This window comes from Methylobacterium sp. Leaf100 (assembly GCF_001422845.1).
Lineage (GTDB): Bacteria > Pseudomonadota > Alphaproteobacteria > Rhizobiales > Beijerinckiaceae > Methylobacterium.
In genome coordinates this window covers 103394-127486 of the sequence record NZ_LMMW01000062.1, presented here as the reverse complement: position 1 = coordinate 127486, position 24093 = coordinate 103394, and the positions used below count along the sequence as shown (strand labels likewise).

The window sequence follows — 24093 nt, the reverse complement described above, 5'->3', positions numbered from 1 at the left end:
GGAGGGCGCGCCATGACCAGCTACGCGACCCGCCGCTCGCAGCTCACCACCTACTTCGACCGCACCGCCGTCGACGCCTGGGCGCGCCTCACCTCCGACGCGCCGGTGTCGAAGATCCGCGCCACCGTGCGGGCCGGGCGCGACGCCATGCGGGCGAACCTCCTGTCCTGGCTGCCGGAAGACCTCACCGGCCGGCGCGTCCTCGACGCCGGCTGCGGCACCGGAGCGCTCAGCATCGAGGCGGCGCGCCGCGGCGCCGAGGTGGTGGCCATCGACGTCTCGCCGACCCTCGTCGGCCTCGCCCGCGAGCGCCTCGCCGAAGTCCCCGAAGCCGCCCGCATCGACTTTCGCGTCGGCGATATGCTCGATCCCTGGCTCGGCCGCTTCGACCACGTCGTGGCGATGGATTCCCTGATCCACTACGCCACCCCCGACATCGTCCGGGCGCTCGCCGAACTGTCCCTGCGCACCGACGGCTCCGTGGTGTTCACCGTGGCCCCGCGCACGCCGCTGCTCACCCTCATGCACTGGGCCGGCCGCGCCTTTCCCCGCGCCGACCGGGCGCCCGCCATCGTGCCGGTGGCGGAGAAGACCCTGCGCCGCCGGGTCGCCGCAGAACCGGTGCTCTCCGGATTCGGGCTCGCCCGGACGCACCGGGTCAACAGCGGCTTCTACCTGTCGCAGGCCTTCGAGCTGACCCGCACGTCGCCGGGGAGGGGGACGCCATGACCCGCCTCGGCGAGACCATGGCCCGGGGCTTCATGAAGCTCGGACCCAGCATCCTGCCGTTCGCGGATGCGGCCACCGTCGAGCTGCCCATGGGGCGCCTGCTGCGTCTGGCCCTGTTCCAGGTCACCGTCGGCATGGCCGCCGTGCTCCTCATCGGCACCCTCAACCGGGTGATGATCGTCGAGCTCGAAGTGCCGGCCTGGATCGTCGCCGTGATGCTGTCGCTGCCCCTGGTCTTCGCCCCGTTCCGGGCGCTGGTGGGCTTCCGCTCCGACACCCACCGCTCGGTGCTCGGCTGGCGTCGGGTGCCCTACATCTGGTTCGGCACCCTGCTGCAGTTCGGCGGGCTCGCCATCATGCCGTTCGCCCTCCTCATCCTGTCGGGCGACACCACCGGGCCGACTTGGCCGGGCCATGTGGCGGCCGCCCTGGCTTTCGTCCTCGTCGGCGCCGGCCTCCACACCACCCAGACCGTGGGCCTGGCGCTGGCCACCGACCTCGCGCCCGCCCATGTCCGCCCGAAGGTGGTGGCGCTGCTCTGCGTGATGCTCCTCCTCGGCATGCTGGTCAGCGCCGTGGTGTTCGGCTTGCTGCTCGCCGATTTCTCGGCGCTCCGCCTCATCAAGGTGATCCAGGGCGCGGCCGTCGTCACCATCGTGCTCAATGGCATCGCCCTGTGGAAGCAGGAGGCGCGCGATCCGTCGCGCACCGACAAGCGCGCGCCGCGCCAGACCTTCTCGCAATCCTGGGCGGCCTACGCCAACAACGGCCTCGCCCGCCGGCGCCTCGTCGCCACGGGGCTCGGCACCGCCGCCTTCTCCATGCAGGACATCCTGCTGGAGCCCTATGGCGGGCAGATCCTCCACCTGCCGGTGGCGGCGACCACGGCGCTCACCGCGATGCTGGCGGCCGGCGGCGGCCTCGGCCTGCTGCTGGCCGCACGCTGGCTCGGCCGGGGCGGCGACGCGTTCCGGGTGGCGGCGGCGGGCGCCGGCACCGGTATCCTCGCCTTCTCCGCCGTGATCTTCGCCGCTCCCCTGAACTCCATTCCCCTCTTCGCGCTGGGCGTCACCCTCATCGGCCTCGGCGGCGGCCTGTTCGCCCACGGCACCCTCACGGCCTCGATGGCCAAGGCGGGCCCGGAGGAGACGGGGCTGGCGCTCGGCGCCTGGGGCGCCGTGCAGGCGAGTGCCGCCGGTGTCGCCATCGCGGCGAGCGGCATCCTGCGCGATCTCGGTTCGTACCTCGCCACCTCCGGCGCCCTGGGGGAGGGGATGAACCAGCCCTCCACCGGCTATCTCATGGTCTACCACCTCGAGATCGCGCTGCTGTTCGCGACCCTCGTCGCCATCGGCCCCCTGGTGCGCGACCCCGCCACCCGGCGCCGCGCGGGGCGTTCCGCCTCGCCCGTCGCCCTACCCAACCCGTCAGCTTGAGAACCGGGAGACACGTCATGGGCAGAGGTGAAATCACGGGCTATGTCGACGTCGCGCAGGTGGTCCTCTACGCGTTCTGGATCTTCTTCGCCGGCCTGATCTTCTACCTGCGCCGCGAGGATCGGCGCGAGGGCTACCCCCTGGAGGCCGAGGGGCTGCCGGGCCGGCGCGCCACCCCGGACCCCATCCTGATCCCGACGCCGAAATTCTTCCACCTCTCCAACGGCGAGGTGAAGACCGCTCCGCCGCACGAGGGTCCCAACACCTGGAACTACCGCGGCCACAAGCACGAGGTCTGGCCGGGCGCCCCCCTGGAGCCCGACACCGACGGTCTGCACGACCAGATCGGCCCCGGCTCGTTCGCCGACCGAGACGATTCCCACGACCGCACCTGGGACGGCGACAAGCGGATCGTTCCCCTGCGGGTGGCCGAGCATTTCGTCGTCCACGAGGACGGCCCCAACCCCATCGGCATGACCGTGTTCGGCGCCGACCGGCAACCCGCCGGCACCGTCTCCGACCTCTGGGTCGATCGGGGAGAATCCATGGTGCGCTACTACGAGGTGGAACTCGGTGCCGGCGGTCGGCGCGTGCTGATGCCCAACACCTTCTGCCGCACGGGCCGCTTCTCGCGCACCGTGAAGACCGAGGCGCTGCTGGCCCACCAGTTCGCCGACATCCCCGCCCACAGGGACCCGGATTCGGTGACCCTTTACGAGGAGGAGCGGATCATGGCCTTCTTCGGTGCCGGCACCCTCTACGCGACCCCCGGACGACAGGAGGCCTTCCTGTGACCCGAGCCCTCAGCCAGACCCACGGCGTCCCCGCCAACCGCTTCGACGCGCCGCCCGGCCTGCCTGCCCCGCTGCCCGCCGGCGAACACATCCTCTGGCAGGGCCGCCCCGGCGGCCTCGCCATCGGACTGCGCGCCCTGCACATCCGCCTCGTGGCCCTGTGGTTTTTCGGATTGGCCCTCTGGGCGGCCGTCCCCCTCGCGGCGGAGGGCCGGCTCGTCGAGGCCGCGATCGCCGCCGGGCCGACGCTCGCCATCGGCACCGGCGCCGTGGCGCTCCTCGGCCTCCTCGGCTGGCTCTCGGCGCGCTCGACCACCTACACCATCACCAACCGCCGGGTGGTGATGCGGGTCGGCATCGCCCTGCCCATGACCCTGAACCTGCCCTTCGGCCTCGTGGACGGCGCCGGCTGCCGGCACTTCTCCGACGGCACCGGCGACCTCGCCCTGCGGGTGAAGCCCGGCAACCGCATCGCCTATCTCCACCTCTGGCCCCATGCCCGACCGTGGCACGTGACGGCCCCCGAGCCGATGATGCGCTCGGTGCCCGACGCGGCCGATGTCTCGGCCATCCTCGCCCGCGCCCTCGCGGCGGCCCGGGAGGTCGAAGAGGAGGCCGCCAACCCGGTGATCCGGCCCCGCGCCCGCGGCCCCCGTCTCGCCACCGCCAGCTGAAGGAGCCATCCCGTGAGTGGACGCACTCTGAACGCCCCCATGGGCCGAGCGAGCTGGTTCCCCGTCGGCGCCGGCCTTCTCCTCGTCTTCGCCCTCGGGACCATCGGCATCGCCCGGCACGAAGGGGTCGGCCTGACGCGAATGCCCCCGGCACAGCCCGTCCGTACCCTGCGCCTGACCGCCGAGGACCGGGCGGACGGGGCGATCCTCCTGCGCGACGCGGTGAAGGGCACCCTCGTCGCCACCGTGGAGCCGGGCCAGGACAACTTCATGCGCGCCACCCTGAGGGGCTTCGGCCAGGCTCGCCTGCGTGCCGGGTTCGGCCGTGAGGCACCGTTCCGCCTCACCCATTTCGACGACGGCAGCCTTGCCCTCGACGACGAGCTCACCGGCCGCGCGGTCAATCTCGGCGCCTTCGGTCCGTCGAACTTCGTCGCGTTCGCCCGCCTGCTGCCCGAGCCCGGAGCCCCCCGATGATCGCCTGGCTGAACGGCCGCCGCACCGTCGAGGTGCCCTGTACCGTGGAGATCGAGCAGACGCCCGAGAGCCTCCATGCCCACGTGACCCTCGACGCCGACTTCGACATCGAGCCCGGCGACGAGGTCCTCGTCCACGATTCCCCCGTGAGCGTCCCCTACGGCGAGCGTCTCAGGGTCCGCCGCACCGCCACGGTGATCCGGGCCGGGCGCCTTGAGCGGCTCTGGACCAAGCTCGCCGGACACCTCGAACTCACCGAACTCTACGAAGTCAGCTTTTCCGAGAGGAGGCGCCTGTGACCGTCTCGATCCAGCACCAGACCGTGAAGCCCAAGCTGCCCATGAATGAGGGCACCAAGGCCGCGCACGAGACCACCTTCCTGTCGCCGCGCTTCTACACCACGGACTTCGAGGAACTCGACCGCACCGACGTCGAGCCCGTGCGCGCGGACTGGGACAAGCTCATCGCCGAGTTGCGCGACGACCCGAACAAGCGCCACTTCACCCGCAATTCCGATTTCGACGCCGACATGTCTGGCCTCGACCCGGAGCTGCGCAAGGAGTTCATGGACTTCCTCGTGTCGTCCATCACCGCCGAGTTTTCCGGCTGCGTGCTCTACGCGGAGATGCGGAAGCGCGCCAAGAACCCCGATATCCGCGAACTGTTCGGCTTCATGAGCCGCGACGAGGCCCGCCACGCCGGGTTCATCAACGACGTGCTGAAGGACTTCGGTATCGGCGTAGACCTGGGCTTCCTGACCAAGTCCAAGAAATACACTTTCTTTCGCCCAAAATTCATCTTCTACGCCACCTACCTCTCCGAGAAGATCGGCTACGCCCGCTACATCACCATTTTTCGCGAATTGGAGCGCCATCCCGAGCGGCGCTTCCACCCGATCTTCAAGTGGTTCGAGAAGTGGTGCAACGACGAGTTCCGCCACGGCGAAGCCTTCGCGCTGCTGATGCGCGCCAACCCGAAGTTGACCACGGGCGTGAACCGCTACTGGATCAAGTTCTTCCTGCTCGCCGTGTTCGCGACCATGTATGTGCGCGACCATTGCCGCCCGGCCTTCCACAAGGCGCTCGGCGTCGATCCGACCGATTACGATTTCAAGGTGTTCCGCATCACCTCGGAGATCTCGAAGCAGACCTTCCCGCTCACCCTCGATCTCGAGAACCCGAAGTTCAAACGTGCCCTCGACCGGCTGCTCGCCTGCTCCAACGGGATCGCCGACGCCAAGGCGCAGGGCGGACTGATGGGCAAGCTCAAGCACGGCGCCTGGATCGCGGCCTCGGCGGTGAACTTCGCCCGGCTCTACGCACTGCCGACCCTCGACAATCCGATGCCGGCCGAAATCCGCCTCGAGCCGGTCTGGTAGGGCGATGGCCGCCTACGCCGTCCCCGCCCTCTACGCGGTGGTGATCTGGTGGTTCTCCACCGGGCTCATCATCCTGCTCGATCACCGCCCGCGCTCCACCCATCCCTGGAGCATGGCGGGCGGCACCCTGGTGCTCGCCGGAGCCCTGTGGGCCATCGGCACCAGCGCGGCGGACACCACCGAAGCGGGGGCCTACACCGCCTTCACCGGCGCGCTGCTGGTCTGGGGCTGGCAGGAGATGAGCTACTACATGGGCTTCGTCTCCGGGCCACGCACGGTGGCGTGCCCACCGGGCGCACGCGGGTTCGCCCGCTTCCGGGCGGCGCTGGCCACCAGCCTCTGGCACGAGGTCGCCATCATCGCCGGCGGCCTGGCGATCCTGTGGCTGACCTGGGGCGGCCCCAACCTCTTCGCGCTGTGGACCTACCTCATCCTGGCGGCCATGAACCTCTCGGCCCGGCTCAACATGTTTCTCGGCGTGCGCAACCTCAACGCCGAGTTCCTGCCCGCCCACCTCGCCTATCTCGCCGGCTTCCTGCGCAACCGGGCGATGAACCCGCTGTTCCCGCTTTCCGTCGCGGCGGCCGCGTCCGGCACCCTCTGGCTGGCCGCCGCCGCCCTGGGGGAGGGCATCGGCGCCCACGAGCTCGTCGGCTTCACCGTCGTCACGACGCTCATGGCACTCGCCACCCTGGAGCACGGCTTCCTCATGCTGCCGCTGCCCTCGGCCGCCCTGTGGCAGTGGAGCCTGCCGGGGAAGAACGCCGCCCCGCGCGCAGCCCCCATGGGCGGTGGGGCGGATTACGGCGCGGTCGCTACGCCACCCCTCACGGCCCGGAGCCGGGAGGCGCACGAAACCGTCGGCTGAGCGTCGCCTCGCGACCTTCGCCACAAGAACGGGCAAAGACCACTGCAGAGAACGGGAAGGGGACAGGCCATGAACTACGAAAACTTCTTCGCCGCCGAACTCGACGGCCTCCACCGCGAGGGCCGCTACCGGGTGTTCACGGACCTGGAGCGGCACAACGGCCGCTTCCCCCACGCCACGCATCACACCCCCGGCGGCACCCGCCCGGTCACCGTGTGGTGCTCCAACGACTATCTCGGCATGGGCCAGCACCCGGTTGTGCTCGATGCCATGCACGAGGCCCTCGACCGCTGCGGCGCCGGGGCCGGCGGCACCCGCAACATCTCGGGCACCAACCATTATCACGTGCTGCTGGAGCAGGAGCTCGCCGACCTCCACGGCAAGGAGGCCGCGCTCCTGTTCACCTCCGGCTACGTCTCCAACTGGGCGGCGCTCGGCACCCTCGCGGGCAAGCTCCCGAACTGCGCGGTGTTTTCCGACGCCGAGAATCACGCCTCGATGATCGAGGGCATCAAGGCGAGCCGCGCCGAGCGCCACATCTTCCGCCACAACGACCCGGAGGATCTCGACCGCAAGCTGCGTCTGGTCGACCCCTCCCGCCCGAAGCTCGTGGCCTTCGAGTCCGTCTACTCCATGGACGGCGACATCGCCCCCATCGCGGAGATCTGCGACGTGGCGGAAGCCCACGGCGCGCTCACCTACCTCGACGAGGTCCACGCGGTCGGCCTCTACGGGCAACGCGGCGGCGGCATCTCCGAGCGCGACGGCCTCGCCCACCGCCTCGACGTCATCGAGGGGACGCTGGGCAAGGCGTTCGCGGTGCATGGCGGCTACATCACCGCCTCGGCCAAGCTCTGCGATTTCGTCCGCAGCTTCGCCTCGGGTTTCATCTTCACCACCTCGCTGCCGCCCGCCGTGGCGGCGGGCGCGGCGGCTAGCATCCGTCACCTCAAGGCCAGTGGATCGGAGCGTACCCGGCATCAGGAGCGGGTCGCCACCGTCCGCGCGCGCCTCGACGCGGCCGGCATCCCGTACCTGCCCAACGACAGCCACATCGTGCCGGTGATGGTCTGCGACCCCGTGCTGTGCAAGGCGATCAGCGACACCCTGCTCGACACGTTCGGCATCTACGTCCAGCCGATCAACTATCCCACGGTCCCGCGCGGCACAGAGCGCCTGCGCATCACCCCGTCCCCGCTCCACACGGATGCCGACATCGACCACCTGGTGAATGCGCTCAGCACCATCTGGGGCCGGATGGGCGTCGAGCGCGCGGCAGCCGAGTAGACCCTGCTCCCCATCACACGGGGAGATGCGAACGACGCGTCGAGACAAGGTGAAATCGGCCCCATGATCGTCAACGGATCGACCCACGCGGTGCATCGTGAACCGGCCTCCGTCGCACCCCCGAACGCTGAGACCGGCGTGATCCGGGCGGCGGGACGGGCGAAGCCGGCGCGTCCGGACACGGCGCCGTACGCGCCGGCCCCGAGCTTCCCGTTCTCGGCCATCGTCGGCCAGGACGAGATGCGCCAGGCGCTCCTCATCGCGGCCGTGGACCCGTCCGTCGGCGGCGTCCTCGTCTTCGGCGATCGCGGCACGGGCAAATCCACGGCGATCCGGGGGCTCGCCGCCCTCCTGCCGCCCATGCGGGCGGTGGCCGGGTGCCCCTATGCCTGCGATCCCGCACGGCCGGGCGATCTGTGCCACCTCTGCCGCGACCACGCCGGCGGCCTGAAGGTCCACACCGTCCCGGTGCCGGTGGTGGACCTGCCGCTCGGCGCCACCGAGGACCGGGTGGTGGGCGCCCTCGACCTCGAACGGGCGCTCGCCCACGGGCAGAAGGCGTTCGAGCCGGGGTTGCTGGCGCGGGCCAACCGGGGCTTCCTCTACATCGACGAGGTCAATCTCCTCGACGATCACCTCGTCGACCTCCTCCTCGATGTCGCGGCGTCGGGGATCAACACCGTGGAGCGCGAGGGCCTGAGCATCCGCCATCCCGCCCGCTTCGTGCTGGTGGGCAGCGGCAACCCGGAGGAGGGCGAGTTGCGCCCGCAGCTCCTCGACCGCTTCGGCCTCGCCGTCGAGGTGACGACGCCGACGGACCTGCCGACCCGCATCGACGTGGTGCGTCGCCGCGACGCCTACGAGCGCGATCCGGAGGCGTTCTGCGCCGCCCATGCCGGGGCCGACGCGGCGATCCGCGAGACCCTCACCCGCGCCCGCGCGCACCTGCCGTCGCTCACCGTGCCCGACGCCACCCTGGAGGCGGCCGCCCGGCTCTGCCTCGCACTCGGGACCGACGGACTGCGGGGCGAACTCACCCTCATGCGCACGGCCCGGGCGCTCGCGGCCCTGGAGGCGGCCGACACCGTCGGCGTCGATCACCTCGCCCGCATCGCCCCGGCGGCCCTGCGCCATCGCCTGCGCCGCAATCCGCTCGACGAATCCGGGTCCACCGCCCGCGTCACCCGGGCCGTGGCGGAGGTTTTCGCCCCGTGACCACCTGGGCCGACGCGGTGCTGGTGGCGCGCCTCGCGGCGGCCGATCCACACGGGGTCGGCGGCGTGGTCGTGCGTGCCGGCGCGGGCCCCGTACGCGAGGCCTGGCTCGCAGCCCTGCGCGTAGCCCTTCCGAGCGACAGGCCGATGAGGCGGATGCCCGGCAGCATCACCGATGCGCGCCTGCTCGGCGGCCTCGACCTTCCCGCCACCCTCGCGGCTGGACGTCCCGTGGCGGAGACCGGGCTTCTGGCCGAGACCGATGGCGGCCTCCTCGTCGTTCCCATGGCCGAACGCCTGTCACCCGGGCAGGCGGCCCGTCTCGCCGCGATCCTCGACACCGGCACCGTACGGGTGGAGCGCGACGGCCTCGGACGATGCCACCCGGCACGCCTCGGGGTGATCCTTCTCGATGAGGGTCAGGGCGACGACGAGGCCGTGCCGGACGCCCTGGCCGACCGCCTCGCCCTGCACATCGATCTCACGGACGTCCCCTGGCGCGATGCGGTCCCGGTGGACGACCCGTCCCACGCCGAAGCGTCCGATCCGGGGGCAGAGGACGTTCTCGGCGCCCTGTGCCGGGCCGCCGACGCCCTCGGGGTGGTGTCGCTCCGCGGGCCGCTCCTGGCCGCCCGGGTCGCGCGGCTGCTCGCCCGTCTCGAGGGGCGTGCGGTTCCGGGCGAGAACGATACGATCCGGGCCGCACGCCTCGTCCTCGGCCCGAGGGCGACGCGGATGCCCACAGCCGAACCGACGCCCGAGGCCGCCGTGCCCGAGGAGTCCGCGCGGGAGGAGACCACGCCCGAACCGGATACCCCCACCGAGCACGAGGAGACCTCCGCCTCCCTCGACCAGCGCATGGTCGAGGCCGCGCGCAGCGCCCTTCCGCGCGATCTTCTCGCCGGGCTCATCGCGGCGGGAGCACGCCCGCGCCAACCGCGGGCCGGCAAAGCGGGGGCCGCCGCCGCGTCGCCGCGCGCCGGACGGCCCCTGGGCGCGCGCGCCGGCGATCCGCGCCAGGGACGCCTCTCCCTCGTCGACACCTTGCGCGCCGCCGCACCCTGGCAGCGTTTGCGCCGGACGGCGGGCGAGCCCCAGGGCATCCGGATCCGCCCGGAGGATCTACGCGTCACGCGCTTCGTCCAGCGCACGCAGACCACGACGATCTTCGCCGTCGATGCCTCGGGTTCGGCCGCCCTCGAACGCCTCGCCGAGGCCAAGGGCGCCGTGGAGCTGCTCCTGGCCGAAGCCTATACCCGCCGGGACCGCGTCGCCGTCCTGGCGTTTCGCGGGCTCGGGGCCGAGTTGATCCTACCACCCACCCGCGCCCTGGCGCGGGCGCGGCGGGGTTTGAGCGCGCTGCCCGGAGGCGGGGGCACGCCGCTGGCTGCGGGCCTCGATGCAGCGGCGGCACTCGCCCGGAGCGTGCACCGGGGCGGGGGAACGCCGGTGGTGGTGGTGCTCACGGACGGACGCGCCAACATCACGCGCGCGGGTGCGGCCGGCCGTACGCAGGCAGGCGCCGACGCCCTCGCGGCAGCCACGGCCCTGCGGGCCGACGGGGTCCGCGCCATCCTCATCGACACGGCGGCCCGGCCGCAGGACACCGCCCGCCGCATCGCCGAGGCCATGGGTGCGCGCTATCTCCCCTTGCCCTACGCCGATGCGGGGGCGATGCGTGCCGCCATCCGGGCGGCGACCTGAGGGAGCGATCATGTCCGCGCCGAGCGATCGACCCGCCTGGGAGCGCGAAGGCGCGGATTGGCCCCACCGCGAGGCCAGCCGTTTCGTCGAAGCCTCTGGCCTGACCTGGCACGTCCAGACCTTCGGCGACGCCGCTGCTCCGGTGCTCCTGCTCCTGCACGGCACCGGCGCGGCCACCCATTCGTGGCGCGGCCTCGCTCCCCTGCTGGCGCAGGATTTCTTCGTCGTGGCGCCGGATCTCCCCGGCCACGCCTTCACCGATCCGCTGCCCGCGAACCGCCTGTCCCTGCCCGGCATGGCGGCGGCGATCCGTGATCTCCTCTCCGCCCTCGGGGTGGTCCCGGAGGTGATGGTCGGCCACTCTGCCGGCGCCGCGCTCCTCGTCCGGCTCTGCCTCGACGGCCTCGCCCCCCGCCACCTCGTCGCCCTCAACGGGGCGTTGACGCCGTTTCCCGGCCTCGCATCCGTGCTGTTCCCGAGTCTCGCCCGGATGCTGTTCCTCAATTCGGTGACGCCGCGAATCTTCGCCTGGACCGCCGACCGCCCGGCGGTGGAGCGCCTCATCCGCGGCACCGGCTCGCGTCTCGATGCCGGGGGGCTCGATCTCTATCGGCGCCTGTTCCGCTGCCCCGGCCACGTCGCCGGAGCACTCGGCATGATGGCGAACTGGGATCTGGCGGCGCTGGACCGCGCCATCACCCGGCTCACCGTGCCGACGACCCTGGTGGTGGGCGGCGACGACCGGGCGATCTCGCCCGACACCGCCTTCGCCCTGCAGAAGCGCCTGCCCCATGCGCGGGTCGAATTGCTGCGCAACCTCGGCCACCTCGCCCACGAGGAGGCGCCCGCGGCGGTCGCCGGGATCATCCGCCAGCTCAGCCCGGCACGGGCCGCGGCAGAGGCGTAAAACAGCGCTTGCGTCCCGTCGCGGACGCGGATTAGTGTCACCTTATGTTGACACTCGCCGACATGCCGAACCCTGTGACGAGCTCCGATCCGCGCGCCCACGCGGTGGTGATCGGCTCCGGCTTCGGCGGTCTGGCGGCGGCGATCCGCCTCGGCGCCCGGGGTTACCGGGTCACGGTGCTGGAGCGCCTGGAGCAGCCCGGCGGTCGCGCCCGCGTCCACCGCCAGGACGGATTCACCTTCGACGCCGGCCCGACCATCGTCACGGCGCCGTTCCTGTTCGAGGAGCTGTGGCGCCTGTGCGGCCGGCGCATGGACGACGATGTGACGCTCGTGCCCATGCGGCCGTTCTACCGCATCCGCTTCGACGACGGCGCCACCTTCGACTACAGCGGCGACATCGCCGCCATGCGGGCCGAAGTCGCGAAGTTCTCATCCGCCGATGTCGCCGGATACGAGGCCTTCATGGCCCGCTCCGAGGCGATCTGCCGGGTCGGGTTCGAGGAACTCGGCCACGTGCCGTTCTCGTCGGTCACCGACATGCTGCGGATCATGCCGAGCCTGCTGCGCCTCGGTGGTCACCGCTCGGTCTACGACCTCGTCGCCAGCTACATCCGCGACGAGCGCCTGCGGACGATCTTCTCCTTCCACCCGCTGCTCATCGGCGGAAGCCCGTTCCGGGCGAGCGCGATCTACTGCCTCATCGCCCATCTCGAGCGGCGCTGGGGCGTCCACTTCGCCATGGGCGGCACCGGACGCCTCGTCGACGGCCTATGCGACCTCATCTGGGGGCAGGGCGGGGCGCTACGCTGCGGCGCCGACGTCGCCCGCATCACCGTGGCGGGTGGAAAAGCCACGGGCGTCACCCTGGCGAATGGCGAAGCGATCCCGGCCGAGATCGTGGTGTCGAACGCCGATTCGGCCTTCACCTACGGGACTTTGCTCGGCGGCACCGCCAAACGCTGGAATGCCCGGCGCCTCGGGCGCGCGCATTCCTCCATGGGCCTGTTCGTCTGGTACTTCGGCACCAGCAAGAAATTTCCCGATGTCGCCCACCACACCATCCTGATGGGCCCGCGCTATCGCGGCCTCATCGAGGACATCTTCACCAAGAAGCGTCTGGCGAAGGATTTCAGCCTCTACCTGCATCGGCCCACCGCCACCGACCCGATGCTGGCCCCGCCCGGACACGACGCGTTCTACGTGCTGTCGCCGGTGCCGAACCTAGACGGCGGCCAGGATTGGGCGGCGCTCGCCGAACCCTACCGGGAGGCCATCGCGCGGCATCTGGAAGCCACGGTGATGCCGGGGCTCTCCGAGAGCCTCGTTACGTCGAAAGTCACGACCCCCAACGACTTCGCCAGCGATTTCCTGAGCTATCGCGGATCCGGCTTCGGCCTCGAACCCGTGCTGACGCAATCGGCGTGGTTCCGGCCGCACAATGCGTCCGAGAACGTGCGCAACCTCTACCTCGTCGGGGCCGGCACCCATCCGGGCGCCGGACTGCCCGGCGTCCTCTCCTCTGCCCGAGTCCTCGATTCCGTGGTGCCGGATGCGCGCGTCTTCGCCTGAGGCCGTCAGGCCGTCCTTCTGGGCAACCCCCGAGCCCGACAGGCCGCCCCTCTGGGCGACGCCGCACGCCGACGCCGCCGACCGGGCCGCGTGCCGGAACGCGATCCGGGCGGGCTCGCGCAGCTTCTTTGCCGCCTCCGCCCTTCTGCCGGCCCATGTCCGGCGCCCGGCCTACGGGCTCTACGCGTTCTGCCGCCTGTCCGACGACGCCGTCGACGACGTGGCGCCCGTCGCCCGGACAGCGGCCGCGGCCCGCCTGTCCGCCCGCCTGACCCGCGCCTATGACGGGCGCCCCGCCGACGCCCCCGCCGACCGGGCGCTCGCCGACCTCGTCGTCGCCCACGCCATCCCGCAGGCCCTGCCCATGGCGCTCATCGAGGGGCTGGCCTGGGATGGGGAGGGCCGGCGCTACGCGACGCTCTCCGACCTCACCGCCTACGCCGCCCGGGTCGCCGCCAGCGTCGGCGTGATGATGACCCTGATCATGGGGTCACGCGATCCGGCCGTCCTCGCCCGGGCCTGCGACCTCGGAATCGCCATGCAGTTCACCAATATCGCCCGCGACGTCGGCGAGGATGCCCGTGCGGGCCGGCTCTACCTGCCCGTCGACTGGCTGAGAGAAGCCGGGATCGAGCCGGAGGCCTTCCTGACCGACCCGCACCCGAGCCCGGCCCTGGCGGGCGTCGTCGCCCGGCTGCTCGCGGCGGCGGACCTCCTCTACATCCGCTCGGAAGCGGGCCTCTCCGGCCTGCCGCGCGCCTGCCGGCCGGCGATCCGCGCGGCCCGGCTCATCTACGCCGAGATCGGACGGGAGTTGGAGCGCCAGGACCTCGATCCGGTGACCACCCGGGCTCGCGTCGATGGCCGGCGCAAGGCGGCGCTCCTGGCCCGCGCCACCCTGACGCCCACCTTCGCGCCCGCGCAGGATCGCCATGCGCCGCCCCTGGCCGAGGTCGCGTTCCTCGTCGCGGCCGTGGCCGCACAGCCGGTGCCCGCCGGTCCGGCCTGGTGGGACGTGCCCGGCCAGATGGCCCGGGTCCTCGACCTCGTCGAGACCCTGCGCGAGCGCGAGACCTTTGCGGGATCCGCCTTCGCGCCCGAGGGGTCCTCGCACGCCGTCCCGTGAGCGACCCGTTCTTCGCCGCCCTCGACATCGGCCTCGTGTTCGGCCTGGCGCTCGGTCTCGCCCTCTGGCAGCTCGTGGCGCTCAAGCGCGGCATCCGCCGCGACCGGGAGGCGGCCGCCCGCGCGAAGGCCGAGGCCGGCGATTCGTGAACGCGACCGACCATCCGTCGGACACGAAGGCCCGCCTCACCCGAGCGGGCGCGGCATCCGGAACGGCAGCATCCAGCGCACCAGGGGGTTCTTGAACCGGTCGAGCGACAGGCTCTCGTGGACCGGGCGCACCCGTTGCCCGCAGAGGGTCGTCTCCAGCAGGGAGCGGGCATAGAACGGCGTGTCCTCGAAGGTCCGCACCACCCGGGCCGTGCCATCGTCGCTGCGGGTCGAGCGGGGAATGCGCCACAGGCGAGTCGCCGGCAGGGCGGCGGGGCGGGGTGGATCGATGTCGCGCGGCGCGCCGGTGGCGTCGAAGCGCAGGGACAGGTTCTGAACGGTGCCGTCGCGGCGCCGCACGTCGTAGAGAATCGCGGCGCCGTCCGTGAGATCGGCCCGGCACCAGGTCCAATCCGTGAAGGCGTCCTCAAGGGGCGTATCGCCGTGGTTGGTGTCGAAGTAGGCCGTCCCGGTCCAGGTCAGCGACGGCTCGGTGAGGGCGACCTCGACGGGCGAGGACGGCGCCATCGGCCACCAGCGATGCCGGCCCTGTCCATCGAGGCTGAACGGGCCGGGGGTGAGGCCGGTGGGGCGAACCCGCACGGTGCCGCGGACCCGTGAGGGGATCGGTGCCGTCACCTCGTCGAGGTTGATGGTGAGGGTGGTGCCGTCCCAGGCGAGATCGCTCGGACCGATGGCGAGATGCGTCGCGTCCCGCGACACGGCCCGGCGCCCGCGCTCGGTCATGCAGAAGCGGTTCGACCGCTCCCCGTAGAGCACCACGTTGACGGCGCAGTGCCGGAACGGGTCGCGGCTCCTGTCCCAGGCGTAGTAGGGCGAGAACACCGAGCCGATGAAGGCGATGATGGTCAGCCCCTGGCGCCCATCGGCACTCAGGGCATCGACGTACCACCAGACGTAGCCGCCGCGGCCGACCGGCGTATCGAAGCGCGGGCGGTGCTCCGGTCCGCCAGCAGGCTGTCCGCCGCGAGCCGGCCCGATTGCGCCGCCATCGGCACCCCCGGCCCCGGATGGACGCTGCCCCCGGCGAGGTACAGCCCCGGAATCGCCGTCCGTGCCCCCGGACGCTGGAACGAGGCCATCCAGCCGTGCGAGGCCCGCCCGTAGAGGGCGCCCCCCGTCCCCGGAAACAGCGCCCCGAACCCCGCCGGCTCCGTCGTCACCGTCGCGGGCGTATCCGTCAGTGTCAGCCCGGAGGCCCCCAGGCGGCGATGAAGGGCGCTCGTGCATGTGGCGATCTCCGTAGGCGTGAAGGTGCCGCCCGCAGGCGCGTTGACGAGGCAGAGCAGGCGCTCGGCCCCGGACACGTCAGGGGCCGTGTCGCCCCGGTCCTGGGCGCAGACATAGACCGTGGGGTCGGTGGGCAGCCGCCCCCGGGCGATGGCGTCGAACTCGGCGGCATAGTCGCCGGAGAAGAACACCGTGTGGCGCAGGAGCGGGAAGCCTTCGGAGCGGGCGTTCATGCACAGGGTCACGGCCGAGAGCGAGCGCTCGGCCGGCGGAACCCGCTCGGCCCCCCGGGCGGCTTTCGCGCCGAGGAGTCCGTCGCCCAGCGCCGCCGCGTCGGCGTTGCAGATGACGGCGTCCGCCGGGATGCGCTCGCCGTCGGCGAGGTCCACGCCGGTGACGCCGGTGCGGTCGGTGACGATGCGTGCCACGTGGGCGCCATAGCGCAGGCGCGCACCGCGCTCGGCGGCCAGATCCGCCACCGCCCGGGCGAGGGCGCTGAGGCCGCCCGCGACATGCCAGACCCCTTGCGATTCGACATGGGCGACGAGCATCAGGGTGGCGGGCGCCCGGTAGGGCGAGGCACCGCAATAGGTGGCATAGCGCCCGAAAAGCTGGCGCAGGCGCGGATCGGCGAAATAATCCCCCAGCGCCGACCACAGGGTGGTGAAGGGCTGGATGCGCCAGAGATCGCCGAGCCCCGACAGACCGGCGCGGCGGGTGAGGGCGAGGGGACCCGGCCGCTGCCCCCGGATGAACGGGCCTTCGAGGGTCCGGTAGACCGCCTCGGCGCGGGCGCGGAAGCGGTCGTAGCCCTCGGCCTCGCGGGCGCCGGCAAACGCCCCGATGGCGTCGCGGGAGGCGCGCGGGTCGGCGAACAGGTCGAGGTGGCCGTCCGGCCCCCAGGTATGCCGCGCCAGGATCGCCGCCGGGCTGAGCGCGACGCGCCCCTCGAGGCTCGCGCCGCATTCCGAAAAGATCTCGTCGAGGACCCAGCGCATGGTGAAGACCGTGGGGCCGGCCTCCACGGCTTGGCCGTCGACGGGGACGCTGCGCATCTTGCCGCCCGGGTGCGCGGCGCGTTCGAGCACGGTCACGTCGAGGCCCGCATGGGCCAGCCGGAGGGCCGCCACCAATCCACCGATCCCCGCTCCGATGACCACGACCCGCACGCGCCGGCTCCTCCGTCACCCAAACCAATCCTTGACGAGTGTCAATATTATCTGACACTTTCAGTTGGCAAGTCAAAAAGACAGATGCTTCCGCCGGGAGAGACGTCAGATGGATGCCAACCGTCGCATCGAGCGCACCCTCGACACCGCCGTGGCCCACGCGGAAGCACCCGGTGCCCCGCCGCGCCTCGCCGAGGCGATCCGCTACGCCGTGTTCCCGGGCGGTCACCGTATCCGGCCGCGCCTGTGCCTGTCCGTGGCGCGGGCCTGCGGCGACGACGACCCGGCGGCCTCGGACGCGGCGGCCGCCGCCATCGAGCTGCTGCACTGCGCCTCCCTCGTCCACGACGATCTGCCGTGCTTCGACGACGCCCCCCTGCGCCGGGGCCAGCCCTCCGTCCACGCCGCCTTCGGCGAGCCCCTGGCGGTGCTGACCGGGGACGCCCTCATCGTCTCGGCCTTCGAAACCCTGGCGCGGGGGGCGACGCGCTCGCCGCAACGCCTCGCCGCCCTCGTCGGCCTCGTCGCCCGCGCGGTGGGCTCGCCCAACGGCATCGTGGCGGGCCAGGCCTGGGAATCGGAGCCGACCGTGGCGCTCACCGAGTACCAGCAGGCCAAGACCGGCGCCCTGTTCGCCGCCGCCACCGTGACGGGCGCAGCGGCGGCCGGTGCACCGGCCCTGCCGTGGCGTCTGCTGGGGGAATGCCTCGGCGAGGCCTATCAGGTCGCCGACGACCTGCGCGACGTCGCCTGCCGCCAGGAGGAGGTCGGCAAGCCGGTGGGCCGCGACGCGACGCTGGGCCGGCCCAACGCCGCCGCCCTGCTGGGCATGGGCGGCGCCCTCGCCCGCCTCAAGCGCCTCGCCCGCGAGGCCGTCGAGGTGATCCCGGCCTGCCCGGGTGCCGATGCTCTCCGGGCCGAGATCGAAGCGCAGACCCGGCTGTTCCTGCCGGCCCATCTCGTGCGGGAACTGGCCTGACGGCGGGCGGCCACCATGGCCACCCCACCGGTGACGGCGTCGGCGGCGGGCATGGACAAGCTCCCCGGCGGTAGCGCGCCGCCGAAAGACTCTTGGCGGGCGCGGTGGCGCGCCTTCCGCACCCGCACGATCGCCAAGCCGGGCTTCCAGCGCTGGGCCGCCGGCTTTCCCCTCACGCGCAACATCGCCCGGGCGAACACGAAGGCCCTGTTCGATCTCTGCGCCGGCTTCGTCTACGCGCAGACCCTGTTCGCCTGCGTGCGCCTCGACCTGTTCCGCATCCTGTTCGACGGCCCCCTGGCGCCGGACGTCGTGGCGGCGCGCGTCGGCCTCGCACCGGACCGGGCCGAACGCCTCCTCAAGGCCGCGGCCGCCCTCGATCTCCTCGCCCGCCTGCCCGACGGCCGCTTCGCCCTCGCCGACCTCGGCGCGGCGCTCATCGGAAACCCCTCGGTTGCGGCGATGATCGAGCATCACGCGCTTCTCTACGCGGACCTCGCCGACCCCGTCGCCCTCCTGCGCGGGGAAGCCGGCCCCACCCACCTGTCGCGCTACTGGGCCTATGCGGACGCCGCCCGCGGCGATCCCGCGAGCGCTGAATCGGTCGCGGCCTACAGCACCCTGATGGGCGCGTCCCAGTCCCTGATCGCGCAAGACATCGTCGAGGCCTATCCACTCCGCGACCATCGGCGCATCCTCGATGTCGGCGGTGGCGAGGGCGCTTTCCTGCGGGAGGCCGCCCGCCACGCCCCCGGCCTCGGCCTGATGCTGTTCGACCTGCCGGCCGTGACGGCCCGGGCGGAGAGGGCCTTCGCCGAAGCGGGCCTGAGCGCGCGCGCAAAAACCTTCGGGGGCGCCTTCCCGGACGATCCCCTGCCGAGCGGGGCCGATCTCGTCTCGCTGGTACGGGTGGTCCACGACCACGACGACGGCAAGGTCCGCGCCCTCCTGCGTGCGGCTCACGCGGCTTTGCCCCCGGGCGGCACGCTTCTCATCGCCGAACCCATGGCGGGCACGCCCGGAGCCGAGGCGATGGCCGACGCCTATTTCGGCTTCTACCTCCTCGCCATGGGCACCGGCCGCTGCCGCACGGCCGCCGAGCTGACGCAGCTGCTCGCCGAGGCCGGTTTCGGTGGAGTCCGCGAGGTTCCGACCCGCCGCCCCCTCCTGACCCGACTGCTCGTGTCCAACCGATTAGACAGCACCAATCGTAAGTAATGCTTGACGAATAGAAGTGTCTATCTAGGATGACACATACGGGCCGCACGTCGATGGCCCCACGGACAAGGGGAGGGCCGGAACCATGCAAGCGCGTGCCATCGTCCTCCACGAACCGGAACGGATCGCCCTCGACACCCTCACGCTCGATACCCCCGGCCAGGCCGACGCCTTGGTCGCGGTCGCCTGGAGCGGCATCAGCACCGGCACGGAGCGTCTGCTCTGGTCCGGCCGGATGCCGGCGTTTCCCGGGATGGGCTACCCCCTGGTGCCCGGCTACGAATCCGTCGGCACCGTGATCGAAGCCGGCGCGGAATCCGGCATCGCGGTCGGGCAGACCGTGTTCGTACCGGGGGCACGCTGTTTCGGCCCGGTGCGCGGCCTGTTCGGTGGCGCCGCCTCCCATCTCGTCAGCGCCGGCGCACGCCTCGTCCCCCTCGACCCGTCCTTGGGCGAGCGCGGCATACTCTTCGCCCTGGCGGCCACCGCCCAGCACGCTCTGGGCGCGGCCCCGTCCGGTCCTTCGCTCATCGTCGGGCACGGCGTGCTCGGGCGCCTGCTGGCCCGCCTCACCGTGGCCGCCGGCGGCACGCCGGTGGTGTGGGAGACCAATCCCATCCGCGCCGAGGGGGCCGACGGCTACGCCGTGCTCCACCCCGATGCCGACGCCCGGCGCGACTACGCCACGATCACGGATGCCAGCGGCGATGCCGGCCTCCTCGACACCCTGATCGGACGCCTGGGGGCCGGCGGCGAGATCGTGCTGGCGGGGTTCTACGAGGCGCCGCTCGCCTTCACCTTCCCACCCGCCTTCCTGCGCGAGGCCCGCATCCGGGTCGCGGCGCAGTGGAAGCCGGAGGATCTCGCCACCGTCACGGCGCTGGTCGCGTCGGGGCACCTGTCGCTCGACGGTCTCGTCACCCATCGCCAGCCGGCCGCCAACGCGGCGCAAGCCTACCGCACGGCCTTCGGCGAGCCCGCCTGCCTCAAGATGATCCTCGATTGGAGTGCCGCATGAACATGCAGCTGAACGGCGCCGCCCTGAAGGCATCGGAAGCGCTTCGCGCCGAGGCCGGCATCGAGCCCGATCCCGTGCCGGTGAAGGCCACCAAGGAGACGCAGATCATCGCGATCTACGGCAAGGGCGGCATCGGCAAGTCGTTCACCCTGGCCAACCTCAGCTACATGATGGCCCAGCAGGGCAAGAAGGTCCTGCTCATCGGCTGCGACCCCAAGAGCGACACCACCTCGCTGCTGTTCGGCGGCCGCGCCTGCCCGACCATCATCGAGACGTCCACCAAGAAGAAACTCGCGGGCGAACAGGTCGCCATCGGCGACGTCTGCTTCAAGCGCGACGGCGTCTACGCCATGGAGCTCGGCGGGCCGGAGGTCGGGCGCGGCTGCGGCGGGCGCGGCATCATCCACGGCTTCGAACTCCTGGAGAAGCTCGGCTTCCACGAATGGGGCTTCGACTACGTGCTCCTCGACTTCCTCGGCGACGTGGTCTGCGGCGGCTTCGGCCTGCCGATCGCCCGTGACATGTGCCAGAAGGTCATCGTCGTCGGCTCGAACGACCTGCAGTCGCTCTACGTCGCCAACAACGTCTGCTCGGCGGTGGAATACTTCCGCAAGCTCGGCGGCAACGTCGGCGTCGGCGGCCTCGTCATCAACAAGGACGACGGCACCGGCGAGGCCCAGGCCTTCGCCGCCGCCGTCGGCATCCCGGTCCTGGCCTCGATCCCGGCCGACGACGACATCCGCAAGAAGAGCGCGAACTACGAGATCATCGGCCGGCCCGAGAGCCCGTGGGGCTCGCTGTTCGCCGATCTCGCCCAGAACGTCCACGACGCGGCGCCCAACCACCCGACGCCGCTCTCCCAGGACGGGCTGCTCGGCCTGTTCAAGGGCGAGGCGGTCGGCAGGGGCGTCACGCTCGTACCCGCCACCTTCGAGGACATGTGCGGCACGGCCCACGTGGTGAAGCCGTCCCTCGAAGTCGTCTACGACGAGGTCTGACGCGCATGGCCGTCACCCTCGACATCGCCGATCTGCGCGCCCGTAAGGAGCGCCCCGCTTCGAGCCTCGCGGCCCCGGCCGTCCCGGCCGAGGTGGTACTCGCCGCCACGAAGGACGACGGCCTCGGCTGCCATTCGGGCAAGGCGACGATGCGAGCGGCGGCCGAGGCCGCCGGGATGTCCGACACGCTGGAGCAACTCCGAAAGGATTATCCGCAGGGGCCGCACGACCAGCCCCAGAGCATGTGCCCGGCCTTCGGGAGCTTGCGCGTCGGCCTGCGCATGCGGCGCACGGCGACGATCCTCTCGGGCTCGGCCTGCTGCGTCTACGGGCTGACCTTCACGTCGCATTTCTACGGGGCGAAGCGGAGCGTGGGCTACGTGCCGTTCAACTCCGAGACCCTGGTCACCGGCAAGCTGTTCGAGGACATCCGCGAGGCGGTGTTCGACGTGGCGAAACCCGCCGATTACGACGCCGTGGTGGTGATCAACCTGTGCGTGCCGACCGCCTCGGGCGTGCCCCTGCGGCTGCTGCCGAAGCAGATCGACGGCGTCCGCATCATCGGCATCGACGTTCCGGGCTTCGGGGTGCCGACCCATGCCGAGGCCAAGGACGTTCTGGCCGGCGCCATGCTGAAATTCGCCCGCACCGAAGCCGAGCAGGGTCCGGTCCAGGCCCCGCGGGCGGGGCGGGCCGAGCGCCCGACCGTGGCGCTGCTCGGCGAGATGTTCCCCGCCGACCCGGTGGTGATCGGCGCTCTCCTCGAACCCCTGGGCCTCGCCGCCGGCCCCGTCGTGCCGACACGGGAATGGCGCGAACTCTACGCGGCGCTGGATTGCACGGCGGTGGCGGCGATCCACCCGTTCTATACCGCCTCCATCCGCGAGTTCCAGACCGCGGGCCGCCCCATCGTCGGCTCCGCTCCCGTGGGCCATGACGGCACCGCCGACTGGCTCGACCGGATCGGCGAGGCCTGCGCGGTGCCCCGTGCCACCGTGGACGCCGCCAAGAACCGGTTCCTGCCGATGATCAGGGGGGCGCTCGCCGCCAACCCGATCAAGGGCCGGATCACGCTCTCAGGGTACGAGGGCTCCGAACTCCTCGTCGGGCGCCTGCTCGTCGAGAGCGGCGCGGACCTGCGCTATGTGGGCACCGCCTGCCCGCGCACCCCCTATTCGGAAGCCGATCAGGCCTGGCTCGAGGCCCGCGGCGTCACAGTGCGCTACCGGGCGTCCCTCGAGCACGACCTCGCCGCCATGATGGATTTTCGGCCCGATCTCGCCATCGGGACCACGCCGGTGGTGCAGAAGGCGAAGGCGCACGGCATTCCCGCCCTCTACTTCACCAACCTCATCTCGGCCCGCCCGCTGATGGGCGTCGCGGGTGCCGGGTCGCTGGCGAAGGTGATCAACGCGGCCATCGGCAACCAGCACCGCTTCGACACCATGCGGGACTTCTTCGCCGGCGTTGGCGAGGGCCAAAGTGCCGGCATCTGGGAGGACGTGCCCAAGCTCCGCCAGAACGTCGCCGCCGCGCCCCGGGGTAAGGCCGCGCACGATCCGATCGGGGAGATGGCCTGATGCTCGTCCTCGATCACGACCGGGCCGGCGGCTACTGGGGTGCCGTCTACGTCTTCACCGCCATCAAGGGCCTGCAGGTCGTCATCGACGGGCCCGTGGGCTGCGAGAATCTCCCCGTCACCTCGGTGCTGCACTACACCGACGCCCTGCCGCCACATGAGTTGCCCATCGTGGTCACGGGGCTCGCCGAGGAGGAGCTCGGCCGCCACGGCACCGAAGCCGCGATGAAGCGGGCGCACGCCACCCTCGATCCGGGCCAGCCCAGCGTGGTCGTCACCGGTTCCATCGCCGAGATGATCGGCGGCGGCGTCACCCCGGAGGGCACCAACCTCCAGCGCTTCCTGCCGCGCACCATCGACGAGGACCAGTGGCAGACCGCCGACCGGGCCTTGTCCTGGCTCTGGCAGGAATACGGCGCACGGAAATTCGCCAAGAAGGGCATCCCGGTCCGGCCCGAGCGCAAGGCCGGCGAGCGCCCCCGCGTCAACCTCATCGGTCCGGCCTACGGCACCTTCAACATGCCCTCGGATCTCGCCGAGATCCGCCGGCTCGTCGAGGGCATCGGCGCCGAGGTGAACCTGGCGTTTCCCCTCGGCTCGCACCTCGCCGACGTTCCGAAGCTCGTCAACGCGGATGCCAACATCTGCCTCTACCGCGAGTTCGGGCGCCTGCTCTGCGAGGCCCTGGAGCGGCCCTACCTCCAGGCCCCCATCGGCATCCACTCGACCACCCAGTTCCTGCGCTCGCTCGGCGAGATCCTCGGCCTCGACCCCGAGCCGTTCATCGAGCGGGAGAAGCACACCACCATCAAGCCGGTCTGGGACCTGTGGCGCTCGGTGACCCAGGACTTCTTCGGCACGGCGAGCTTCGGCATCGTGGCGTCCGACACCTACGCGCGGGGCGTCCGGCACTTCCTCGAAGACGAGATGGGCCTGCCCTGCCACTTCGCTGTGTCCCGCAAGGCCGGCGCCAAGACCGACAACGCCACGATCCGCGACCTCATCGCGAAAAATCCGCCCCTGGTGCTGTTCGGGTCGTTCAACGAGCGGATGTACGCGGCGGAAGCCGGCGCCCGGGCGATCTTCGTCCCGGCCTCGTTTCCCGGCGCCATCATCCGGCGCCACACCGGCACGCCGTTCATGGGGTTCTCGGGCGCGACCTACCTCGTGCAGGAGGTCTGCAACGCCCTGTTCGACATGCTCTTCCACATCCTGCCGCTCGCCCGCGACATAGATGCCGTCGAGGCGACGCCGGCGCGGTTCCACCGCGAGCTGCCGTGGGACGAGGCGGCCCGCGCCGACCTCGACGCCCTCGTCGAATCCCATCCCGTCCTGGTGCGGATCTCGGCGGCGAAACGCTTGCGCGACGCCGCCGAGCGGGCCGCGCGCCGCGAGGATGCGCCCCGCGTCACCCCCGATCACGTGGCGCGCGCGCGCGCCGACACCGCCCTCGGAGCGGCCGCATGAGCGCGCGCACCCCATCCCTTTCCGGCTGGAGCGGCGCGGCGCCGTCCGGCCGGCCCCTGCCGAGCCTAAGCGCCGCAACGATCCGCCCACAGGAGACGTG

The 24093-nt window shown here is 71.8% G+C and carries 23 protein-coding genes; 21 read left to right on the top strand and 2 right to left on the bottom strand.

Translation table 11 applies throughout. The features are described from left to right. The first annotated feature begins 12 nt into the window (after positions 1–12). From bchM to ASF25_RS23320, 15 genes are all read left to right on the top strand, one after another. Complete coding sequence (gene bchM / locus ASF25_RS20670; RefSeq protein WP_056306621.1) at positions 13–729, top strand: magnesium protoporphyrin IX methyltransferase; 717 nt, start codon at positions 13–15, stop codon at positions 727–729. Next, positions 726–2165 (top strand): BCD family MFS transporter, encoded by a 1440-nt coding sequence (locus tag ASF25_RS20665; protein WP_056306620.1) that lies wholly within the window; start codon positions 726–728, stop codon positions 2163–2165. The genes bchM and ASF25_RS20665 overlap by 4 nt, the downstream gene beginning before the upstream one ends. 17 nt (positions 2166–2182) lie before the next feature. Beyond that, positions 2183–2959 carry a photosynthetic reaction center subunit H gene (puhA, locus tag ASF25_RS20660; RefSeq protein ID WP_056168782.1) on the top strand — a complete coding sequence of 259 codons (777 nt, stop codon included), beginning with the start codon at positions 2183–2185 and terminating at the stop codon, positions 2957–2959. Further along, positions 2956–3633 (top strand): photosynthetic complex putative assembly protein PuhB, encoded by a 678-nt coding sequence (puhB, locus tag ASF25_RS20655; RefSeq protein WP_056168779.1) that lies wholly within the window; start codon positions 2956–2958, stop codon positions 3631–3633. The genes puhA and puhB overlap by 4 nt, the downstream gene beginning before the upstream one ends. A gap of 12 nt (positions 3634–3645) precedes the next feature. Then, entirely contained in the window at positions 3646–4110 is a 465-nt protein-coding gene (gene puhC / locus ASF25_RS20650) for a photosynthetic complex assembly protein PuhC (protein ID WP_244473119.1), read from the top strand. Then, positions 4107–4409 carry a hypothetical protein gene (locus ASF25_RS20645; protein ID WP_056306618.1) on the top strand — a complete coding sequence of 101 codons (303 nt, stop codon included), beginning with the start codon at positions 4107–4109 and terminating at the stop codon, positions 4407–4409. Before puhC ends, ASF25_RS20645 begins: the two co-directional genes overlap by 4 nt. A 23-nt stretch (positions 4410–4432) precedes the next feature. Beyond that, complete coding sequence (gene acsF, locus ASF25_RS20640; protein WP_280137371.1) at positions 4433–5488, top strand: magnesium-protoporphyrin IX monomethyl ester (oxidative) cyclase; 1056 nt, start codon at positions 4433–4435, stop codon at positions 5486–5488. Positions 5489–5492: 4 nt separating this feature from the next. Further along, positions 5493–6356 carry a putative photosynthetic complex assembly protein PuhE gene (puhE, locus tag ASF25_RS20635; RefSeq protein WP_082502998.1) on the top strand — a complete coding sequence of 288 codons (864 nt, stop codon included), beginning with the start codon at positions 5493–5495 and terminating at the stop codon, positions 6354–6356. Positions 6357–6425: 69 nt separating this feature from the next. Continuing rightward, complete coding sequence (hemA, locus tag ASF25_RS20630; RefSeq protein WP_056267292.1) at positions 6426–7643, top strand: 5-aminolevulinate synthase; 1218 nt, start codon at positions 6426–6428, stop codon at positions 7641–7643. Positions 7644–7706: 63 nt separating this feature from the next. After that, positions 7707–8858: a magnesium chelatase ATPase subunit I gene (bchI, locus tag ASF25_RS20625; RefSeq protein ID WP_082483845.1), complete on the top strand. Its 1152-nt coding sequence runs from the start codon at positions 7707–7709 to the stop codon at positions 8856–8858. Then, on the top strand, positions 8855–10561 hold the full coding sequence (locus ASF25_RS20620) for a magnesium chelatase subunit D (RefSeq protein ID WP_056306617.1): 1707 nt from the start codon (positions 8855–8857) through the stop codon (positions 10559–10561). The genes bchI and ASF25_RS20620 overlap by 4 nt, the downstream gene beginning before the upstream one ends. A gap of 10 nt (positions 10562–10571) precedes the next feature. After that, on the top strand, positions 10572–11468 hold the full coding sequence (bchO, locus tag ASF25_RS20615; RefSeq protein WP_056306616.1) for an alpha/beta fold hydrolase BchO: 897 nt from the start codon (positions 10572–10574) through the stop codon (positions 11466–11468). 44 nt (positions 11469–11512) lie between these two features. After that, positions 11513–13039 carry a phytoene desaturase gene (locus ASF25_RS20610; protein ID WP_056306615.1) on the top strand — a complete coding sequence of 509 codons (1527 nt, stop codon included), beginning with the start codon at positions 11513–11515 and terminating at the stop codon, positions 13037–13039. Next, positions 13020–14165: a phytoene/squalene synthase family protein gene (locus tag ASF25_RS20605; protein WP_056306614.1), complete on the top strand. Its 1146-nt coding sequence runs from the start codon at positions 13020–13022 to the stop codon at positions 14163–14165. The genes ASF25_RS20610 and ASF25_RS20605 overlap by 20 nt, the downstream gene beginning before the upstream one ends. After that, a complete protein-coding gene (locus tag ASF25_RS23320) occupies positions 14162–14314 on the top strand; it encodes a hypothetical protein (protein WP_200918887.1) in 153 nt (50 codons plus the stop codon). The genes ASF25_RS20605 and ASF25_RS23320 overlap by 4 nt, the downstream gene beginning before the upstream one ends. Before the next feature lie 36 nt (positions 14315–14350). Here ASF25_RS23320 and ASF25_RS20600 read toward each other — a convergent pair whose 3' ends face one another. Continuing rightward, positions 14351–15211 (bottom strand): carotenoid 1,2-hydratase, encoded by an 861-nt coding sequence (locus tag ASF25_RS20600; RefSeq protein WP_056306644.1) that lies wholly within the window; start codon positions 15209–15211, stop codon positions 14351–14353. Further along, positions 15208–16734, bottom strand: coding sequence for a 1-hydroxycarotenoid 3,4-desaturase CrtD (crtD, locus tag ASF25_RS20595; protein ID WP_056306613.1), 1527 nt, complete (start codon positions 16732–16734; stop codon positions 15208–15210). Before crtD ends, ASF25_RS20600 begins: the two co-directional genes overlap by 4 nt. A 109-nt stretch (positions 16735–16843) precedes the next feature. On the opposite strand from crtD, the gene ASF25_RS20590 reads away from it, so the two are divergent. The 6 genes from ASF25_RS20590 to bchZ all read left to right on the top strand — a co-directional run bounded on the left by ASF25_RS20590 (position 16844) and on the right by bchZ (position 23993). Beyond that, positions 16844–17713: a polyprenyl synthetase family protein gene (locus ASF25_RS20590; protein WP_056267276.1), complete on the top strand. Its 870-nt coding sequence runs from the start codon at positions 16844–16846 to the stop codon at positions 17711–17713. A gap of 51 nt (positions 17714–17764) precedes the next feature. Further along, positions 17765–18931, top strand: a complete 1167-nt coding sequence (locus ASF25_RS20585) for a methyltransferase (RefSeq protein ID WP_056306643.1) — start codon at positions 17765–17767, stop codon at positions 18929–18931. 85 nt (positions 18932–19016) lie between these two features. After that, a complete protein-coding gene (bchC, locus tag ASF25_RS20580; protein WP_056306612.1) occupies positions 19017–19949 on the top strand; it encodes a chlorophyll synthesis pathway protein BchC in 933 nt (310 codons plus the stop codon). Further along, on the top strand, positions 19946–20947 hold the full coding sequence (locus ASF25_RS20575; RefSeq protein WP_056168743.1) for a chlorophyllide a reductase iron protein subunit X: 1002 nt from the start codon (positions 19946–19948) through the stop codon (positions 20945–20947). Before bchC ends, ASF25_RS20575 begins: the two co-directional genes overlap by 4 nt. 5 nt (positions 20948–20952) lie before the next feature. Continuing rightward, complete coding sequence (bchY, locus tag ASF25_RS20570) at positions 20953–22527, top strand: chlorophyllide a reductase subunit Y (protein WP_056306611.1); 1575 nt, start codon at positions 20953–20955, stop codon at positions 22525–22527. Further along, entirely contained in the window at positions 22527–23993 is a 1467-nt protein-coding gene (gene bchZ, locus ASF25_RS20565) for a chlorophyllide a reductase subunit Z (RefSeq protein ID WP_056306610.1), read from the top strand. The genes bchY and bchZ overlap by 1 nt, the downstream gene beginning before the upstream one ends. The last annotated feature ends 100 nt before the right edge of the window (positions 23994–24093 follow it).

What these genes read in the sequence shown, in the direction of transcription:
- bchM (WP_056306621.1), top strand. Translation starts at nt 13, where the DNA reads ATGACCAGCTACGCGACCCGCCGCTCGCAGCTCACCACCTACTTCGAC.
- ASF25_RS20665 (WP_056306620.1), top strand. Translation starts at nt 726, where the DNA reads ATGACCCGCCTCGGCGAGACCATGGCCCGGGGCTTCATGAAGCTCGGA.
- puhA (WP_056168782.1), top strand. Translation starts at nt 2,183, where the DNA reads ATGGGCAGAGGTGAAATCACGGGCTATGTCGACGTCGCGCAGGTGGTC.
- ASF25_RS20645 (WP_056306618.1), top strand. Translation starts at nt 4,107, where the DNA reads ATGATCGCCTGGCTGAACGGCCGCCGCACCGTCGAGGTGCCCTGTACC.
- puhE (WP_082502998.1), top strand. Translation starts at nt 5,493, where the DNA reads ATGGCCGCCTACGCCGTCCCCGCCCTCTACGCGGTGGTGATCTGGTGG.
- hemA (WP_056267292.1), top strand. Translation starts at nt 6,426, where the DNA reads ATGAACTACGAAAACTTCTTCGCCGCCGAACTCGACGGCCTCCACCGC.
- bchI (WP_082483845.1), top strand. Translation starts at nt 7,707, where the DNA reads ATGATCGTCAACGGATCGACCCACGCGGTGCATCGTGAACCGGCCTCC.
- bchO (WP_056306616.1), top strand. Translation starts at nt 10,572, where the DNA reads ATGTCCGCGCCGAGCGATCGACCCGCCTGGGAGCGCGAAGGCGCGGAT.
- ASF25_RS20610 (WP_056306615.1), top strand. Translation starts at nt 11,513, where the DNA reads ATGTTGACACTCGCCGACATGCCGAACCCTGTGACGAGCTCCGATCCG.
- ASF25_RS20605 (WP_056306614.1), top strand. Translation starts at nt 13,020, where the DNA reads ATGCGCGCGTCTTCGCCTGAGGCCGTCAGGCCGTCCTTCTGGGCAACC.
- ASF25_RS20590 (WP_056267276.1), top strand. Translation starts at nt 16,844, where the DNA reads ATGGATGCCAACCGTCGCATCGAGCGCACCCTCGACACCGCCGTGGCC.
- ASF25_RS20585 (WP_056306643.1), top strand. Translation starts at nt 17,765, where the DNA reads ATGGACAAGCTCCCCGGCGGTAGCGCGCCGCCGAAAGACTCTTGGCGG.
- bchC (WP_056306612.1), top strand. Translation starts at nt 19,017, where the DNA reads ATGCAAGCGCGTGCCATCGTCCTCCACGAACCGGAACGGATCGCCCTC.
- ASF25_RS20575 (WP_056168743.1), top strand. Translation starts at nt 19,946, where the DNA reads ATGAACATGCAGCTGAACGGCGCCGCCCTGAAGGCATCGGAAGCGCTT.
- bchY (WP_056306611.1), top strand. Translation starts at nt 20,953, where the DNA reads ATGGCCGTCACCCTCGACATCGCCGATCTGCGCGCCCGTAAGGAGCGC.
- bchZ (WP_056306610.1), top strand. Translation starts at nt 22,527, where the DNA reads ATGCTCGTCCTCGATCACGACCGGGCCGGCGGCTACTGGGGTGCCGTC.